The following is a 17,106-nucleotide window of genomic DNA, read 5'->3' on the forward strand; positions in this document are numbered from 1 at the left end:
GCTACTTTCAACATCAGACAAAAGGATATTGATTAAAATTATGGCTCAACGCTATGTGCGAGTTCAAAATCGAGAGGGAAAAATTTATTATGGGTTGTTACAACTATCTCTCAATGTCCAGGTGCTAGATGCACCTCCCTGGTTGCAAGGACAGCCCACAGATTTAATTTTAGAATCAGACAAATATCAAATTTTGGCTCCCTGCGCTCCTTCTAAGATTGTGGCTGTGGGGAAAAATTATGCAGATCATGCAGCAGAGATGGGAACTCTAGTCCCGGTTGAACCGTTAATTTTTCTCAAACCACCGACAACAGTTATTGCTACAGAAACAGCAATTAAGTATCCTCCCCAGTCGCAAAGAGTAGATTATGAAGGAGAATTAGCACTGGTAATTGGCGATCGCGCCTTTAACTGTACACCAGAAGCAGCCCAAACCAAAATATGGGGTTATACCATCGCCAATGATGTCACAGCGCGAGATTTACAACAAAAAGATGGACAATGGACACGAGCCAAAGGTTTTGATACTTTCTGTCCTTTAGGCCCTTGGATTGTCCGAGAATTAAATCCGGGTGCGAGATTACAAACCTTTGTCAATGATGATGCCAATCCGGTGCAATCTGCTGCTATTGATCAGATGGTTTTTCCCCCAGATTTTTTAGTATCTTATATTAGTCAAGTGATGACATTGTTACCTGGAGATGTGATTTTGACAGGTACACCCCAGGGTATAGGACAATTGCATCCAGGCGATCGCGTCCGTATTGAAATTGAAGGTATCGGTCGCCTAGAAAACACAGTGGCATCCTGTTAAGTTTTAGCGCACTTGCATATAGACAGCATCAGAAAGAGCAGGAATTTCTGCATAACGCCCTAACAATGACTGGGCAACCGAATAGATAACTGCTGCTGTAATCCCCAAAAATATGGTATTGGCTATAGTTTCAATTGCGAAGCCAGTATTGGGAATTTGCGTCAAAACTCGCACCAATACACTACACAAAAATATCACAATGTCAAGCAGAATCGCCTGCATCGTGTTGAAACGAATAAAATGACTAATTTTCTCGTTTCTCACCACGAATATAAATAAACCAAAGAAAACTAGAAGTTGTCCCAATTGACCTAAGCTACCGTAAACTATTAACACTGGTTGCAAAGGTAACAACAGTAATTGTAAGACAGGAAATTGTCTTAACAAAAAACTCCCAAATACTAAACTGTCAACTATGGGCAGAAGATAAGGTAAACAAGCAAAAATTCTCTCAGAAATTGTTGTAGACCCGCGCCAAGCCATTGTGCATTCTCCTGTGGCTAAAATATGATGATTACTTGAGCCTAGGATAACGCAGTTACTCAGCCGTTCTCGTTAAACTATGGTTTATCCTATTTCGGCAATGCGAAAACCCATCAGACACTCATACTGTTCGGACTGCTGTTCTACAAGCTTACGAATAACTTTACCACAGTACAATTGTCCTGCACGCCAACGCGGTTGACCACTATTATCAGCCAATAAACAAGACTGGCAAACCTGCTCAGGGGCAAGGATTTGATCATCCATTAACATGACTAGCATGCAAAACCCTCCCGTAAATCCTCATCATGCTCCACATTCTTCCAGAATAGGACACACTTTAGCGGTGTCCTAAGAGATGCTGAAGGCTGCTAATCAATTGAGTTTTCCTTGGTGCAGGTTGCCTCAGAGTAACCTTCAGCACTCTTTTTGGCAAAAATGGGGTTAGTAGTAAACAATCGCCAAGTGAACCTGAATTTATTGTATGTCGTTAGTTTGAGAGAATTAGCTTTTGGCTCAAGACTCTTACATAAATTATTACTGTAGGCGAAACAATAGCATAAAAGTTCATATTCCCGTAAACAGGTTTATGATAGTTAATCTATGAACTTAGTCGGCGGCTAACAATCAGTAAATTAGCACTTATGGAAGTCAATAGTAGAAACACGGTTAATCGTGTCTGTACAGTAGTCAAAAGACTATGAAACTATGGGCTGTTGACTCGTAATTAAATGCTAAGTTCCCACAAAATCAACTGTTGTGCAAATTTTCATTAGGTATAGTTGAAGTGACTAGGACAAATTCAGACTTGCTTGCTACCTCCGATCCAGCGATCGCAGAATTAATTAATCAAGAACTCCAACGTCAACGCGACCATTTGGAGTTAATCGCTAGTGAAAACTTTACCTCTGCTGCTGTCTTAGCGGCTCAAGGTTCGGTACTCACCAATAAATACGCCGAAGGCTTACCTGGAAAGCGTTACTATGGTGGTTGCGAATTTGTTGACAAAATCGAGCAAATAGCCATTGACCGAGCTAAACAGCTATTTGGTGCGGCTCATGCTAACGTACAACCCCACTCTGGCGCACAAGCGAATTTTGCAGTTTTCCTGACATTGTTAGAACCAGGTGACACAATCATGGGGATGGATTTGTCCCACGGTGGACACCTCACCCACGGTTCTCCGGTGAATGTCTCTGGTAAATGGTTCCAAGTGCGTCACTACGGCGTGAGTCAACAAACAGAACAACTCGATTACGACCAAATTCGCGAGCTGGCGTTAAGGGAGCGTCCTAAGCTCTTGATTTGTGGTTATTCTGCTTATCCTCGGATTATTGACTTTGAAAAATTCCGTAGCATTGCTGATGAAGTTGGTGCTTATTTACTAGCTGATATTGCCCACATTGCTGGTTTAGTCGCTAGTGGCTTGCATCCTAACCCCATTCCTTACTGTGATGTCGTCACCACCACCACCCATAAAACTCTACGTGGCCCCAGAGGTGGTTTAATTTTAACTCGTGACGCAGAACTCGGTAAAAAATTCGATAAATCCGTGTTCCCTGGAACTCAAGGCGGCCCTCTAGAACACGTAATAGCAGGTAAAGCAGTTGCGTTTGGTGAAGCCTTAAAACCAGAATTTACAACCTATTCCCAGCAAGTCATTGATAATGCCCGTGCTTTAGCTAGTCAACTGCAAAATCGGGGCTTAAAACTGGTATCTGATGGTACAGATAACCATTTAATGCTGGTAGATTTGCGTTCGATTGGCATGACAGGCAAGAAAGCAGATCAGTTAGTGAGTGAAGTGAATATTACCGCTAACAAGAATACAGTTCCCTTTGATCCCCAATCACCATTTGTTACCAGTGGTTTGCGGTTAGGTTCTCCCGCCATGACAACAAGAGGTATGGGAGTAGAGGAATTTACCGAAATTGGTAACATTATCGCCGATCGCTTGCTCAACCCAGAATCAGCAGCAGTAGCGCAAGATTGTAAACGCCGGGTAGCTGCATTGTGCGATCGCTTCCCCTTATATCCTCATTTGGAAATTCCCGCACCAGCATTAGTATAAGGCAGAGGGGCAGAGGGGCAGGGGGGGATGAGGGAGGCAGGGGGATGAGGGGGATGAGGAGCAGAGGAGCAGAGGAGCAGAGGGGAAAAATGCAATCTCCAGTCCCCAGTCCCCAGTCCCCAGTCCCTTCCAGTCCCCAATCTCAAATTCCCATGCTGATTATGGTCGAAAATAAAGTAAAAATAGGAAGGAAACATCTACAGTAAATTTTTGTTAATTAAACTACATTTTTAAAAAATACAGATGCTTGCTCAGATATATCATCTGATTGCCTTCCTGATTGCTGCCGTAGTCGTTCTCTGGACTACGCCAGATGTTAAAAATATTGGTATTAGAAGCGGACGTGTGGATCAACCAGGCGATCGCAAAATTCATGACCGTCCAATGGTACGCTTGGGCGGAGTTTCTATCTTCGCAGGTACTACAATCTCTCTGTTAATTGTTTGGTGGTTGGGTGGATTTGCCAACCTCCCACCGGATAAAGAATGGCAAATATGGGGCGTAACTTTAGGGGGGCTGGGCTTTTTTCTCATTGGGTTAGCCGATGACTTATTAAGTTTATCTCCCTTGAAACGCTTGCTTGTACAAATGATTGTTGCTGCCGGAGCATGGAAAGCAGGTGTAAGTATAGATTTTATCACCGTTCCCACCGTTGGTATAGTTGACCTCGACTGGCTAAGTTTACCCATCACCGTCATTTGGTTAGTAGGGATGGTAAATGCTATTAACTGGATTGATGGATTAGATGGTTTAGCGGCTGGGGTTTCTGGTATTGCGGCTATGGTGATGCTGCTGGTGTCTTTGTTTATGCACCAACCAGCCGCCGCTTTAATTGCTGCCGCTTTAGCTGGTGCTGCTTTGGGCTTTCTACGCTATAACTTCAACCCAGCACAAATCTTTATGGGGGATGGCGGCTCATATTTCATGGGCTTCACTTTAGCCTCTGTAGGTGTGATCGGTTTAGTCAAAATACCTGCTTTTACCGCCGTTCTTTTACCATACTTGATTTTAGCAGTCCCCATCGTCGATATGTCCGCCGTGATTTTGGCACGCTTGCGACGAGGTAAACTACCTTGGGTTGCAGATAAATGTCATCTGCATCACCGACTGCTAGAGGCTGGTTTATCCCATAGGTGGACAGTATTATTTATCTACTCTCTCACCTTGTGGGTGGGCAGTTTAGCCCTATTTGTGGCTGGTGTCCCTAGCAGCATTGTTTACATTTGTGCCGCTACTTCCCTATTAAGTTATGTGGTTTGGCGAGTTCGTAAATTCTCTCAACAGAAGTGAAAAGCAATAAAGTAATATAAGCAATCTTTACTTTTGCTTTTTTACCTATTAAAAATGAGTGCAGAAATTATTTGTGTTGGAACTGAATTGTTGTTGGGGGACATCCTCAACAGCAATTCTCAATTTTTAGCCCAACAACTAGCCCAATTAGGCATTCCCCATTATTATCAAACAGTGGTGGGGGATAATCCAGAACGCATCAAGCAAGTTATTGAAATTGCTATTTCCAGAGCTAAAATTTTAATTTTCACGGGTGGACTCGGCCCTACACCAGATGACCTCACCTGTGAAACCATTGCTGATTTTTTTGGTGTTCCCTTGCTGGAAAGTCCAGAAATTATTGAAGATATTACCCAAAAATTCGCCCAGCGTGGTCGGGTAATGACTCCCAGCAACCGCAAGCAAGCTTTAATTCCCCAAGGTGCGGAAATTTTACCTAATCCCAGTGGAACAGCACCCGGTATTATCTGGCAACCCCGTCCTGAAATCACCATTTTCACTTTTCCCGGTGTTCCTAGTGAAATGCACCGGATGTGGCAAGAAACAGCAGTACCATTTTTGAAAAGTCAAGGCTGGGGTCAAGAAATTATTTACAGTCGCAGTTTGAAATTTTGGGGTATTGGTGAATCGGCTTTAGCAGAAAAAGTTAGTGCTTATTTGAATCTGCCTAACCCTACAGTAGCACCCTATGCAGGTAAGGGAGAGGTGAGGTTGCGTGTCTGTGCCAAAGCGACTTCACCAGCAGCAGCCGAAGCTTTAATTGCGCCTGTAGAGAAACAAATTAAAGAAATTGCTGGGTTAGATTTTTATGGTGTGAATAATGACAGTCTGGCTTCCGTGGTTGGTGAGTTACTGCGGGGTTCAGGGGAAACTTTGGCGGTAGCGGAATCATGCACAGGCGGCGGTTTAGGGCAGATGTTAACGGAAATTTCCGGCAGTTCTGTTTATTTTTGGGGTGGTGTAATTTCTTACGATAATTCAGCGAAAGTTGGGTTACTGGGGGTGAACCCAGAAGATTTAGAAAAATTTGGGGCGGTGAGTGATACTGTAGCTGAACAAATGGCAATGGGTGTAAAAACTCGTTTGTCAACAACTTGGGGTTTAAGTATTACTGGCATTGCTGGGCCGACTGGGGGAACGGATATTAAGCCTGTGGGTTTGGTTTACATTGGTTTAGCAGGGCCGAAGGATGAAGTGGCGAGTTTTAAATATCAGTTCGGCACTATGCGCGATCGCTCGTTTATTCGTCATTTAAGTGCGTGTACAGCCCTGGATTTATTGCGACGGCGGTTGTTGACAAGGTAGCCGCAAGCAAATCAGTTTTTGTAGGGTGGGCATTGCTTGGTAGTAGCTAAAACTCTGATTCTTACGTGTTGGTAATGCCCACCTGAAGCTTATTGAAAAGCTGGATTATCAGTTAGTCCTCATCTATTAGTCCTAGTGATGTGACTGTTAACATAATTCAATAATTCGCAACACTCATTCAAGAGTTACACTAGATACACTGAAGCTAATACTATCAGGCAACTCAGGTCAAATTATCAGGACAAATAATCGCTAGATACTTGCTCTATTCTTCACAGTTTGTTACAAAAGTACAAAGAACTTCGAGAGACCCAAAACCCAATGTTCGGCGGACTAACTGGTTTACAAGATCCTAAAGGCACTGATTGGGGCGAAAAAATGCTCAACACAGTCGCCAGCCAAACGATTCGCCATCTGTTTACCAAAAGCGAGTCAGTAGAAGTCCTTGTGCGCTGCTATCCCTCCAGCAAACTGTTGCAAGGCAGCATTGATAGTTTTAAAATGAGCGGTCGCGGTTTGGTCATCCGTAGAGATTTCGCGGTTGAGGAGATGTCTTTTGAAACGGATGCTGTGGCTATTGACTTTGGTGCAGTGTTGAGCGGCAAATTGAATCTTAAGCAACCGACGCAAGCGATCGCTCAAGTAATATTATCTGAAGATGGTATCAACCAAGCTTTTGATGCGGAACTCGTAAGAAAGCGGTTAGTAAATCTCTCTGTACCTGCTTTAACAGAATTATCTGGTGGTAAGCCAGTTTCGTTTACCGAGGTTCAGGTGAAACTGTTACCCCAGAATCGTTTAAAACTTTCAGCCAAAGCGGATTTAAACAGTGGAGAACTCATACCACTGCACATGACTTTAAGCATCGCTATCGAAAAGCGTCGCCGAATTTCTTTTAAAGACCCGCAATTAGAACTGGATTTAGTTCCAGAAGCACAAAAAGAAATATCCCAAACCCTCAGCCTAGCACTGGCGGAAATTTTAGATAATATGGTCGATTTAGACCGTTTTGATTTGGATGGGGTAAAAATGCGGCTCAACCGTTTAGAAACTGAAGGACAAAGGTTGATTTTTAGCGGCTATGCAGAAATTGAACGCATTCCCCGTAATTCTTAAATGAAATACCGCCTAGAAACATCTAGGCGGTACTCTAAAACTTAATTGCGAATTACGAATTGCGTTGGTGTTAGCCTACGCCTGGCGGTATTGGGAATTGTTTTCAATCTCTATCGTCCAATACCGATGTATTGGAATCCAGCCCTCATCATAGATTCGGGATCGAGGAAGTTACGACCATCGATCACGACAGGGTTGTGCATGAGTGTCGCCATTTTAGCGTAGTCGAGAGAACTAAACTGCGTCCATTCGGTGACAAGTACCAAAGCGTCGCAGCCATCAGCCAAACGTTCAGCATCGGTTTCTACTAACACGCCAGAAAGACCATGACGCATTCCTGTCTGGGAAATGATGGGGTCGTAGGCTTTGACTTTAGCACCTAAGCGGTTGAGTTGTTCAATTAAGTTAAGTGCAGGTGCATCGCGTAAATCGTCGGTATCAGGCTTAAAGGTGAGACCTAACAGACCGACTGTTTTACCTTTGAGGATTTTTAGGGCTTGCTGAAGTTTTTCTAGAGCAATTAGGCGTTGGCGTTCGTTGACGCTGACAGCAGATTTTAACAATTGAGCTTCATAACCGTAGTCGTCAGCTGTGTGAATCAACGCTGAAACGTCTTTGGGGAAGCAAGAACCACCCCAACCAATACCAGCTTGTAAAAACTTGTTACCAATACGAGAGTCTAAACCAATACCTTTGGCGACTTGGGTAACATCAGCACCAACGCGATCGCAAATGTTAGCGACTTCGTTAATAAAGCTAATCTTGGTAGCGAGGAAAGCGTTAGCGGCGTATTTAATCATCTCTGCCGAACTGAGGTCTGTTACCAGTACAGATACAGGCGGTAAAGATTGGTCTTCGGCGAATTTGCGCTCAACAATCGGGGTGTACAGTTCTTGCATCATCGCGATCGCTTTGCTGCTATTACCACCTAGAACAATGCGATCAGGGTTAAATGTATCGTAAACTGCCGAACCTTCCCGTAAGAACTCTGGGTTACTAACGACATCAAACTGCGGTACAACCTCAGATAATTGCTCTTCGCTAGCTACTCCACCTGCTGTTACTAGGGTTTTTTGACGTTCAGCCATCCCATCTAAAACGATCATTCGCACCCAGTCACCTGAACCAATGGGGACTGTAGACTTGTTAACAATTACCTTATAACCACCATTGAGGTTAGCACCAATACCACGCGCTACAGCTTCCACATAACGGGTATCACTTTCACCTGTGGGTAAGGGTGGTGTTCCTACAGCAATAAATAAAATTTCTCCGTGGCTGACACCGGCTGCTAAATCTGTGGTAAATTGGATGTTCCCACGTTCAATAGCCGACTGCATAATTTCTGATAGTCCTGGCTCAAAAATCGGCGATTGCCCAGACTTCATCAGCTTGACTTTTTCTTCGTTATTATCTACACAAATCACATCATGTCCGATGTGAGCCAAGCACGCACCGGTTACTAAGCCAACGTAGCCTGTACCTATAACGCAAACACGCATTGTTTAACTCCTCACTTTGTTTGGGGTTTTTCTTAAAAAAGAAGTGTCAATTTTACACTCCCACTCTGCCAGGAAATGCCGTCAGTGGCAGAGTAAAGCTTGTATACTAAACGATATTTTTGATGCGATCGCGAAAATCTTCTATTGTCAGTTTTAACCCGTCTTGCAGAGGAATGGTAGGTTCCCAATTTAACAGGGTTCTTGCTTTTGTGATATCCGGTTGGCGACGACGGGGATCGTCAGCCGGTAAAGGCTCAAATTTAATTTCTGCATCCGGGTTGATTAAATTCTGCACAGCTTGAGCCAATTCTAAAATCGTGTATTCACCGGGATTACCCAGATTCACTGGGCCGATGTAGTCACTATTCATCAGGCGGAGAAAGCCTTCCACTAGGTCAGAAACGTAGCAAAAACTACGAGTTTGCGAACCATCACCGTAGACAGTTAACGGTTCGCCGCGTAAAGCTTGAACAATAAAGTTACTCACCACCCGCCCATCGTTTTCTAACATTCTCGGCCCGTAAGTGTTGAATATACGGACAACTCGAATATCAACTTTATTTTGTCGGTAATAATCAAACGCCAGTGTCTCAGCAATTCTTTTACCTTCGTCGTAACAAGAACGCAGCCCGATGGGATTGACGTTACCCCTATACTCTTCTGTTTGGGGATGAACCTCTGGATCACCATACACTTCACTGGTTGAAGCTAAGAAAAACCTAGCCTTCACACGTTTAGCCAACCCCAACATATTGAGTGTACCTATGACGTTAGTTTTAACGGTTTTCACGGGGTTGTATTGATAATGCACTGGGGAAGCCGGACAAGCTAGGTGATAAATTTGATCCACTTCTAACCGCATCGGTTCCGTGATGTCATGGCGGATGAGTTCAAAGTTCGGATGATTTATCCATTTGAGGATGTTACGTTTATGACCTGTGTAGAAGTTATCTAAACAGATGACTTCATGGCCTTCAGGCATTAATCGGTCAATCAGATGGGAACCGATAAAGCCGGCACCACCCGTTACCAAAATTCTCATATTTTTTTAGTTGCTTACAGATATTGCTAACTGCTTATCGTTAATTTAGAATACCCAACCCATGTATGAAAATACAGAATGAATAAGGATAATTCGCAACTTAACAATAAAATAGAGTAATTTTACTACGTCTTGATTTTTGTGGCATTGTGTTAAATGCTTGCCTAAGTCATATAGCAAAATAACAAACATCATCTAATGTTTGTCTTTACCTGGCTGAGAATTTACCAAATCTTTAATAATATAAAGTATTTTGAAGACAAAGTTACACAAAACTGAGTTGTAACTCTTTTATCACTATGGAAAGTCAAACAGTAGCTGTTTTGTTGATAAATACTGATTGTATACTTTCTGCCTTGGCGCGCTGAGTTTCGCTTAACAAGACAATAGAGCAGGTGAGTTGGCTGGCTAGCTGAGTTGTCACATCACTCATAGTTAACCCGCTAGAACAGATAGGATTACGTATAAAAGGTAACACTACTAAATCATATAATCTTGCTGCCTGTAGAATGGCTTGGGCAACATTTTCGTGAGCAATTATTTGAACTTCTGGTGGATTTGGTAAAGCCAATTGAGATACGAGTAAGGACAGATGCGATCGCCGCCAGGCTATTTTGCTAGAACTGGTATGGCGATCGCACACATTTAACACCGTGACTTGGGCTTGATTGGACTCTGCCAACATCTGAGCAAACTGCACAGGCTGTAATCTCGGTGTAATTAAGTTTTCCACTGGTACTAAAATGCGTTGAATTTTTTGGGGTGAATCTACAAGCCTTGTGACTGCTACTGGACAATGGGAAGCCCAAAGTACACTATCAATCACATTGCCAAATAATCGCGCCCGCAATCCAGTACGTTTACCCCAACCCATAATAATTAAACTGGCTTTTTGTTCGCGAGCTGCTCGGCTAATTCCTGGTGCAAAAGCATCATCAATTCTTAACAGTGCTGCTGATTCTACACCTAAAGCTTGACTTTGGGTTGTTGCTTTGGCTAACAGACGTTCACTTCTTTGCACAGAGGATTCTAATTTTGGCGCATCCATCTGAGCCGCAGCAGTAGCGATCGCTAGCGGTATAATTCTCCCTTTTGTCTGACGGGCTATTAATGCCGCCATTTCAATTAAATACTGCTGAGTTTGAGGATTATTAACAGGTACAACAATAGTCAAAGGATGATTGCAGATTTCTTCAGTTGGTTGTGTAACTAAACTTGAGTAGACAGGTTCACTGACAGGTGTAGATATTAAAGCTGTGGCTGTACGGCTCGTCATCAACGGCCCCAAAATTGATGTTACTAACATTAAAATAACGAAACTGTTTAACACTGTTGGTGTTAATAAACCAGCCTGATATCCTACAAAAGCTGTTGCTAAGGTTATACCCACCTGCGGAATTAATAATGACCAGATGGTAAACATTTCCTGCCAGTGATAGCGATAAACTAATTTTGCTAACCAAGCAGCAATAAATTTACTGGCGATTAAACCAACCGTGAGCAAAAAAATTAAATTTAAGGTAAAAATATTGTTATTCCGAGTCGGCAAATCCAGCAGCAAACCCAGATTAACAAAGAAAATAGGAATAAATAAGGCACTGCCCACAAATGTTACTTTTTCTTTGACTGCCCCCTCACCTACAGCTTCATTGACTGCTAAACCTGCTAAAAATGCGCCTACAATTTTGGTGATGCCGATCAATTTAGCACCCAATAAAGCTATAAATAGCGACAACAAGATAAAGAAAAATTTATTGCCTTCATCATCTCCTGAACGTCGAAAAAATTCTTTACCAGCCCAATCTAAGCCTACCAAAATCGCAATAGAGTAAATAATTAACCATCCCAACCAAGTGAGTAGTTGCGCTAGACTCAATACCTTCACCGAAAACGCTACACAAACTGCTAATACTAAAATTGCGCCCATATTTGTCCACACTGTAGCGGCAATTGTCGTAGCAACAGCTTGGTTACTCACTAGCCCCAAACGACTGACTAGAGGATATGCTAAAGGAGTATAGGAAGCAAATAAACAGCCGATTAAAATTGAACTGTTCCAGTTAAAGCTCAACATTCTTCCGATGCTCGTTCCCAAAAGCAACGGCACACCAAAGCTGAAACAGCTAAAGCCAAAAGCACGTTTTCTGCACCGCCGTAATTGCTGTATTTCAACTTCTAAACCGGCGACAAACATCAGATAAACTAACCCCATATCTGAGAGCAGGTTAATCATGGGTGATTCTTTATGGAAGATATCCCAACCCGATGGCCCAAGTACCACCCCAGAGAACACTAAACCCACTATTGCCGGTAATCTCAGCCGTTCAAACAGGATGGGTACTACTAAGATAACTACCAGCAAAATAGCAAAGGGAACAATTGCTTCCTGGCCGAAACCTGGGGAATTTGGTTCTAGAGCAAGGACTTGTAATATTCGTTCCATAGGTAGGGTGATTAGGGGCAACATTGAAGCTGTGATTACCTTGGAAGTAGTCTTCCGCAGTCATCAATCACGATAAAAGCGACGCTAATCTATCAAGAAAGCTGAAACTTAACATTATCTAGGCAATTGTCGGATAATTAACTACCTATGGGTGGATTTGGCTCAAAATGAACCGGAGGCGATCATAGTCGTCTTTTAGCAGGATGCTTAAGGTACGTCCCGCTTTAATCAGCCAATCCCGATCAGCTTGGCGTAACTTATACACTTCCCGAATGGCTGCCGCAGTTAAAGATTCTACTGGTGCGCCGTTGATCACAAGTAGCGTCCGCAAAAAATCTAGTTCTTCGGTGAACTTAACTATTAATTCTGGTTCGCACCGATAAACAGCTTGATGAATTTGTGGGGGACGGGGTGGTAGATACTGGTAAATCCTGTTTTTAGCACCTGGAATCGGTGATGGTTGCTCAAATCCGACGATTGCCGCCCGAAATTCAGTTTTGAGCATGGCAAAAATTTGGGGTTGTTCTTCCCGCAAATCCTGCAATGATAACCCCAAAGCTACCGCCCGATGTACAGAATCAACGGGCATAGTGGTAGCATAGTAAACTACAGCATAAACTTGATTACCTGACTCTTCATCCACAGCCCGCACCCAGCTACCAAAAGCTGGCATAGATGGAAAGCTTAAATCTTCCGGTTCTAAGCATTGAGCCAAGAATTCCGTAGAAGTAGTCTCGATCACCTCAGCAATGTGGTTAGGGTGGCGATCGCCTGTGTCAAACTGTGGTAAGGGAAGCCGCATCTGAGTTATGAGTCCTGAGTCAAAAGTCCTGAGTCAAGAGTCATTAATCTATTACTCATGACTAATGACTCTTGACTAATTTATTTTCCTTTTTTCTTGCCAGTAGTAATCTCTACAGGTTCGAGTTCTGATAGACGGAAGGTGATGATTTTATCCCAGTTACCGCCTTCAAACAACACAGCTACTTTACCATCACTAACTCGCTGTACCAGCCCTTCATAACGATAGTAAGTATCTGCGGGATTCTTGACACGAACAGTTGCGCCAGGTAGTATCATGACTTTTATCCTTGTTGATCTCCTGTTATTAGCTTAATACTTGTGATTACTCCATAGTCTAGAGTTTCGAGACAATAGTTCCCAACTGCAGTTGATCAACTATTGACTATTCACTTGTAGGCTTACAAATAATACTTCTGTCGTTGTCGAAAATTGGCTACTGATTCTACTATTCCTAAAGCAATGAAATTTGTTAGCAAAGCAGAACGACCGTAACTCATCCACGGTAAAGGAATACCAGCTACAGGTGCTAAACCTACATTCATACCGACGTTGACAATCAACTGAAATACAATCATCGACAACACACCAATAGCTAACAAAGAGCCAAAATTATCCTTGGCTGTTTGAGCTATGCGTAATAGGCGCAGGCAAATTAAGCAAAACACAAACAAAACAATCAAACAACCCACAAAGCCGAATTCTTCACCCACGGCAGAGAAAATAAAGTCAGTATGCTGTTCAGGGACAAAATTCAGTTGAGTCATTGGCCCTTGAAACAAACCCCGCCCCCAAATCTCACCCGCACCAATAGCAATCCGAGATTGATGTTGGTGATACCCAGCCCCTAATATATCGTGGTCGGGACGTAGAAAGGTTGTCAGTCGCGCTTTTTGATAATCCCTCAAAATATGGTTCCAAGCGAAAATCCCTAATTCTCCACCCACCATATTGAGTGAACAAGCACCAATACCGGCAATACCAAAGCGTCGCCAAGGTAGAGTTTGCCAACCTAAAATTCCCATAGCCAATGACCAAATTATACCTAAAGGGCTGAGGGGTATATTGTCAAAGACTACAAGGGGTGCTGATAACGGCCAGGAGATGCCAAACAGAATTGCTGCCACTACTGGAGAAATCAATAAGATTAACCAACCTGGATTGGCATTTGCCCAGTACAGCATCCCTAGAACTATGGCTCCAAATACTAATGATGTTGCCAAATCAGGCTGAACAAATACTAATAACCAAGGTAGGGCTGTGAATGCCAAAGCCCGGAAGAAGTTAGGGAGGTTGTCAGCCGTCCTTTTGTGTAATAAAGCCGCTAATGTAATAATTATCCCTATTTTGGCAAATTCTGATGGTTGCACATTAAAACCACCAATAGTTATCCACCGTTGCGCCCCTTTTGCGCTAGTCCCAGCAATCATGACTACAATCAGGCTGAAGTTTGTCAGGGCATAAGTTACCCAATGCCACTGAAGTAGATTTTCGTAACGACACCGAGATATAAATAATGCAATCAAAACGCCAATACTGGCAATCAGCCAGTGCCACCACCAGTCTGTGACTGGTTGCTTGAGTTCTGTACTCAGGATCATGAGTCCGCCAAAGATGCTGACAGCTATAGCCAACAAAAACAAGAGCCAATCTACTTGCTGCCAAGGTTTAACCCAATACTTCCAGCGAATTGTGGGTAGCGCACGTTTTAACAACATTGTTGGTGTGAGTTAAAAGTTTAGGGATGAGATGTGTGAATATTCATCAATCTGTATTCCTAGGTGATGGCCTAGGAATCAGAAAAAAATGAAAATTTCTTATGTCAACGCTGCGACTGACACTTTACCTGCTATTGCCAGTGCGATCGCTTTTAAGGCTTTGGCTGAGGCTGAATCTGGATCAGCAACAACTATTGGTACACCATTGTCACCGCCTACTCTCGTAGAAATCTCTAAGGGGACGCAACCCAACAAAGGTACGCCTAATTCACCTGCGGTTTTGGCACCGCCACCAGAACCAAAGATGTCGTATTGTTTCTCTGGCATATCTGGGGGAATGAAGTAGCTCATATTTTCTACTATTCCCAATACGGGGACATTCATCTGTTGGAACATCCGCAAGCCCTTACGGGAATCTAACAAGGCTACAGTTTGGGGTGTAGTCACAATTACTGCCCCAGACATGGGAACGGATTGAGTTAATGTTAATTGAGCATCGCCTGTTCCTGGGGGCATATCCACAATTAAATAGTCTAGTTCGCCCCACTGCACTTGATAAAGAAACTGACGAATCACGCCATTTAACATTGGCCCACGCCAGATTACTGGCTGATCTCGGTCAATCAAAAAGCCCATTGAAACTAATTTGACACCATGATTAAAGGCAGGTTCAAGGACTTCCCCTTTATCTGTGGAACGCACAACAATTTCAGCATCGCCTAACCCTAACATGGTGGGGTCATTGGGGCCGTAGATATCCGCATCTAGCAAGCCGACTTTTGCCCCTGTTTGCGCTAAAGCGACAGCTACATTCACAGCTACCGTGCTTTTACCTACACCACCTTTGCCACTGGAAACAGCCAGAATATTTTTGACTCCAGGAACTCCACTGCGGTCAGGTAAGCTTTTTTGTTGGGGTGTTTCTGCTGTCACTTCGACACTGACATCTGTCACCCCAGGCAATTTTTTCACCGCTTTTTCACAGTCTTCTACAATAAATTCCCGCAGTGGACAAGCGGGTGTAGTTAAAACCAAAGTGAAGCTGACTTTACCACCTTCGATTTTGACGTTGCGAATCATGTTTAGTTCTACCAAACTTTTTCGCAATTCAGGGTCTTGCACTGGCCGCAAGACTTCTAATACAGATTGGGAATTGAGGACATCGTACATATACAATTCAAAATTTTTGCATTCAAAATGAAGAAATGTAAAGCAATAATTGCTTAGTGTTCTCTCTGGGTTCGGCGTAACAAAATTTAAAAATTTTTATTATCACCTAATAAAATCTTAACTTTCATTAGTCATTAGTCATTAGTCATTAGTCATCAGTTATTAGGTTTTCTCCCCAATCTCCAATCCCTGCCAATTACCAGTCCCCAATCCCATGCAGTGGTTTTTTCTGTGCTGATACTGCTTGCAATGCTGCTTTTTCGACTGCTTCGACTAAAGAGCGTGCTACACGATCCGCGTAGGGACGAGAAAATGACCAAATTAGGGGCGATAACCAGCCACGGAGAGTGACTGAGTAAGATAAACAAGTACCACAAACGGTTGATTCTACTTGGTAAGTTACCCGTTCTTCTACGCCAGGAATGGCCATCACTCGAATACTCAGCATTTCCCTAGGGTTGACGCGCTCTACAAAAATGCGGATGGGAATTGGTGAAAAGCGCGTTACCGCTTGATAAATCAATCCGGGTTTGGGTACTAATCCATAGGGGACGTTGGTACTTTTAAGTAGTGGATGCCAGGAAACATCTGTCAAATCAACTACTTTTTGCCACAGGTCATCTACGGAAGCAGAACTAATTTCTCGATATGTCCGTACCAGAGACACGCAAAACCGACGGTGTTTGCGGTGGATGAATTTCGATAACCAAGCTTTCATTTACCTAATCCTCCTCGCTACACACTTGCTGGTCACTCTGGCATAGTCTGTTACTGTGATTTACCCCTAAAGTACACTTTCTTGCTTTTAGCCAGCAAGCTTCACCTCACGGTCGGTTTTGGAGCCTAATTCACCAGAGTTTGGTGCTAATACCAGAAGGTTCCCATCAAGAAGTACAACAAAAATTGAGTCAATATACAAGCCTATACGGATTTGAGGGTTAGTAGCTAGTTATTTATTTGCTAACTATTGTTCACAAATACTCACATTTCATCCAGGTGACACAACTGATGTTTGTGGTGATCATGTCGGGCTTTGGCTGTAAAATACCATCATGCTACTAGGATTTAAGACACAACTAAAAGTAAGCAAGCAACAACGACTACTACTAGCACAACACGCCGGAGTAGCCAGACACGCTTGGAATCAAGGTTTAGCATTGTGTCAACAGGTACTCCAACATAACAAGTACGGGCGAACGGCCGTTCGCCCCTACCAAGACCAAATCAAATTCCCCACAGCCATAGATTTACATAAATGGTTAGTAGCATCAATTAAATCTACTCATCCTTGGTATTATGAAGTTTCCAAATGCGCCCCCCAATACGCATTGAAACACCTATCAGATGCTTT

General features: G+C 43.2%; 16 protein-coding genes. 6 read left to right on the top strand and 10 right to left on the bottom strand.

Annotation, left to right across the window (positions count from 1 at the left end):
• The first annotated feature begins 40 nt into the window (after nucleotides 1-40).
• Entirely contained in the window at nucleotides 41-814 is a 774-nt protein-coding gene (locus A3775_RS00695; RefSeq protein ID WP_066379445.1) for a fumarylacetoacetate hydrolase family protein, read from the top strand.
• A gap of 3 nt (nucleotides 815-817) precedes the next feature.
• On the opposite strand, the gene A3775_RS00700 is transcribed toward A3775_RS00695, so the two are convergent.
• Entirely contained in the window at nucleotides 818-1,297 is a 480-nt protein-coding gene (locus A3775_RS00700; RefSeq protein ID WP_066379443.1) for a Tic20 family protein, read from the bottom strand.
• Between the two features lie 84 nt (nucleotides 1,298-1,381).
• A complete protein-coding gene (locus A3775_RS00705) occupies nucleotides 1,382-1,579 on the bottom strand; it encodes a hypothetical protein (RefSeq protein ID WP_066379441.1) in 198 nt (65 codons plus the stop codon).
• A 505-nt stretch (nucleotides 1,580-2,084) separates the two neighbouring features.
• Between A3775_RS00705 and glyA the strand changes: the two genes are divergently transcribed.
• The 4 genes from glyA to A3775_RS00725 all read left to right on the top strand — a co-directional run bounded on the left by glyA (nucleotide 2,085) and on the right by A3775_RS00725 (nucleotide 7,079).
• On the top strand, nucleotides 2,085-3,368 hold the full coding sequence (gene glyA, locus A3775_RS00710) for a serine hydroxymethyltransferase (protein ID WP_066423443.1): 1,284 nt from the start codon (nucleotides 2,085-2,087) through the stop codon (nucleotides 3,366-3,368).
• Between the two features lie 243 nt (nucleotides 3,369-3,611).
• On the top strand, nucleotides 3,612-4,658 hold the full coding sequence (locus tag A3775_RS00715) for a glycosyltransferase family 4 protein (protein ID WP_066379436.1): 1,047 nt from the start codon (nucleotides 3,612-3,614) through the stop codon (nucleotides 4,656-4,658).
• Between the two features lie 54 nt (nucleotides 4,659-4,712).
• On the top strand, nucleotides 4,713-5,963 hold the full coding sequence (locus A3775_RS00720; protein ID WP_066423444.1) for a competence/damage-inducible protein A: 1,251 nt from the start codon (nucleotides 4,713-4,715) through the stop codon (nucleotides 5,961-5,963).
• A 321-nt stretch (nucleotides 5,964-6,284) separates the two neighbouring features.
• A complete protein-coding gene (locus A3775_RS00725; RefSeq protein ID WP_066379428.1) occupies nucleotides 6,285-7,079 on the top strand; it encodes a DUF2993 domain-containing protein in 795 nt (264 codons plus the stop codon).
• Between the two features lie 110 nt (nucleotides 7,080-7,189).
• On the opposite strand, the gene A3775_RS00730 is transcribed toward A3775_RS00725, so the two are convergent.
• The 8 genes from A3775_RS00730 to A3775_RS00765 all read right to left on the bottom strand — a co-directional run bounded on the left by A3775_RS00730 (nucleotide 7,190) and on the right by A3775_RS00765 (nucleotide 16,473).
• A complete protein-coding gene (locus A3775_RS00730) occupies nucleotides 7,190-8,581 on the bottom strand; it encodes a UDP-glucose/GDP-mannose dehydrogenase family protein (RefSeq protein WP_066379425.1) in 1,392 nt (463 codons plus the stop codon).
• Between the two features lie 106 nt (nucleotides 8,582-8,687).
• Entirely contained in the window at nucleotides 8,688-9,623 is a 936-nt protein-coding gene (locus A3775_RS00735) for a UDP-glucuronic acid decarboxylase family protein (RefSeq protein ID WP_066379423.1), read from the bottom strand.
• 307 nt (nucleotides 9,624-9,930) lie between these two features.
• Nucleotides 9,931-12,066, bottom strand: a complete 2,136-nt coding sequence (locus A3775_RS00740) for a cation:proton antiporter (protein WP_066423520.1) — start codon at nucleotides 12,064-12,066, stop codon at nucleotides 9,931-9,933.
• Nucleotides 12,067-12,211: 145 nt separating this feature from the next.
• Nucleotides 12,212-12,868 (bottom strand): HAS-barrel domain-containing protein, encoded by a 657-nt coding sequence (locus A3775_RS00745; protein ID WP_066379422.1) that lies wholly within the window; start codon nucleotides 12,866-12,868, stop codon nucleotides 12,212-12,214.
• An 80-nt stretch (nucleotides 12,869-12,948) separates the two neighbouring features.
• The gene (locus A3775_RS00750) at nucleotides 12,949-13,146 is read right to left on the bottom strand and encodes an NAD(P)H dehydrogenase subunit NdhS (protein ID WP_066379419.1); all 198 of its coding nucleotides are present in this window, start codon (nucleotides 13,144-13,146) and stop codon (nucleotides 12,949-12,951) included.
• 122 nt (nucleotides 13,147-13,268) lie between these two features.
• Nucleotides 13,269-14,585, bottom strand: coding sequence for a rod shape-determining protein RodA (rodA, locus tag A3775_RS00755; RefSeq protein ID WP_066379416.1), 1,317 nt, complete (start codon nucleotides 14,583-14,585; stop codon nucleotides 13,269-13,271).
• Between the two features lie 99 nt (nucleotides 14,586-14,684).
• The gene (locus tag A3775_RS00760) at nucleotides 14,685-15,755 is read right to left on the bottom strand and encodes an Mrp/NBP35 family ATP-binding protein (RefSeq protein WP_066379413.1); all 1,071 of its coding nucleotides are present in this window, start codon (nucleotides 15,753-15,755) and stop codon (nucleotides 14,685-14,687) included.
• Nucleotides 15,756-15,951: 196 nt separating this feature from the next.
• Nucleotides 15,952-16,473: a polyketide cyclase / dehydrase and lipid transport gene (locus tag A3775_RS00765; RefSeq protein WP_066379410.1), complete on the bottom strand. Its 522-nt coding sequence runs from the start codon at nucleotides 16,471-16,473 to the stop codon at nucleotides 15,952-15,954.
• A gap of 334 nt (nucleotides 16,474-16,807) precedes the next feature.
• Between A3775_RS00765 and A3775_RS24850 the strand changes: the two genes are divergently transcribed.
• Nucleotides 16,808-17,106, top strand: a 299-nt coding sequence (locus A3775_RS24850) for a helix-turn-helix domain-containing protein (protein WP_231866912.1), incomplete at its 3' end; no start/stop codon positions are given.

The sequence above is a fragment of the Anabaena sp. 4-3 genome, assembly GCF_001597745.1.
Taxonomy (GTDB): domain Bacteria; phylum Cyanobacteriota; class Cyanobacteriia; order Cyanobacteriales; family Nostocaceae; genus Trichormus.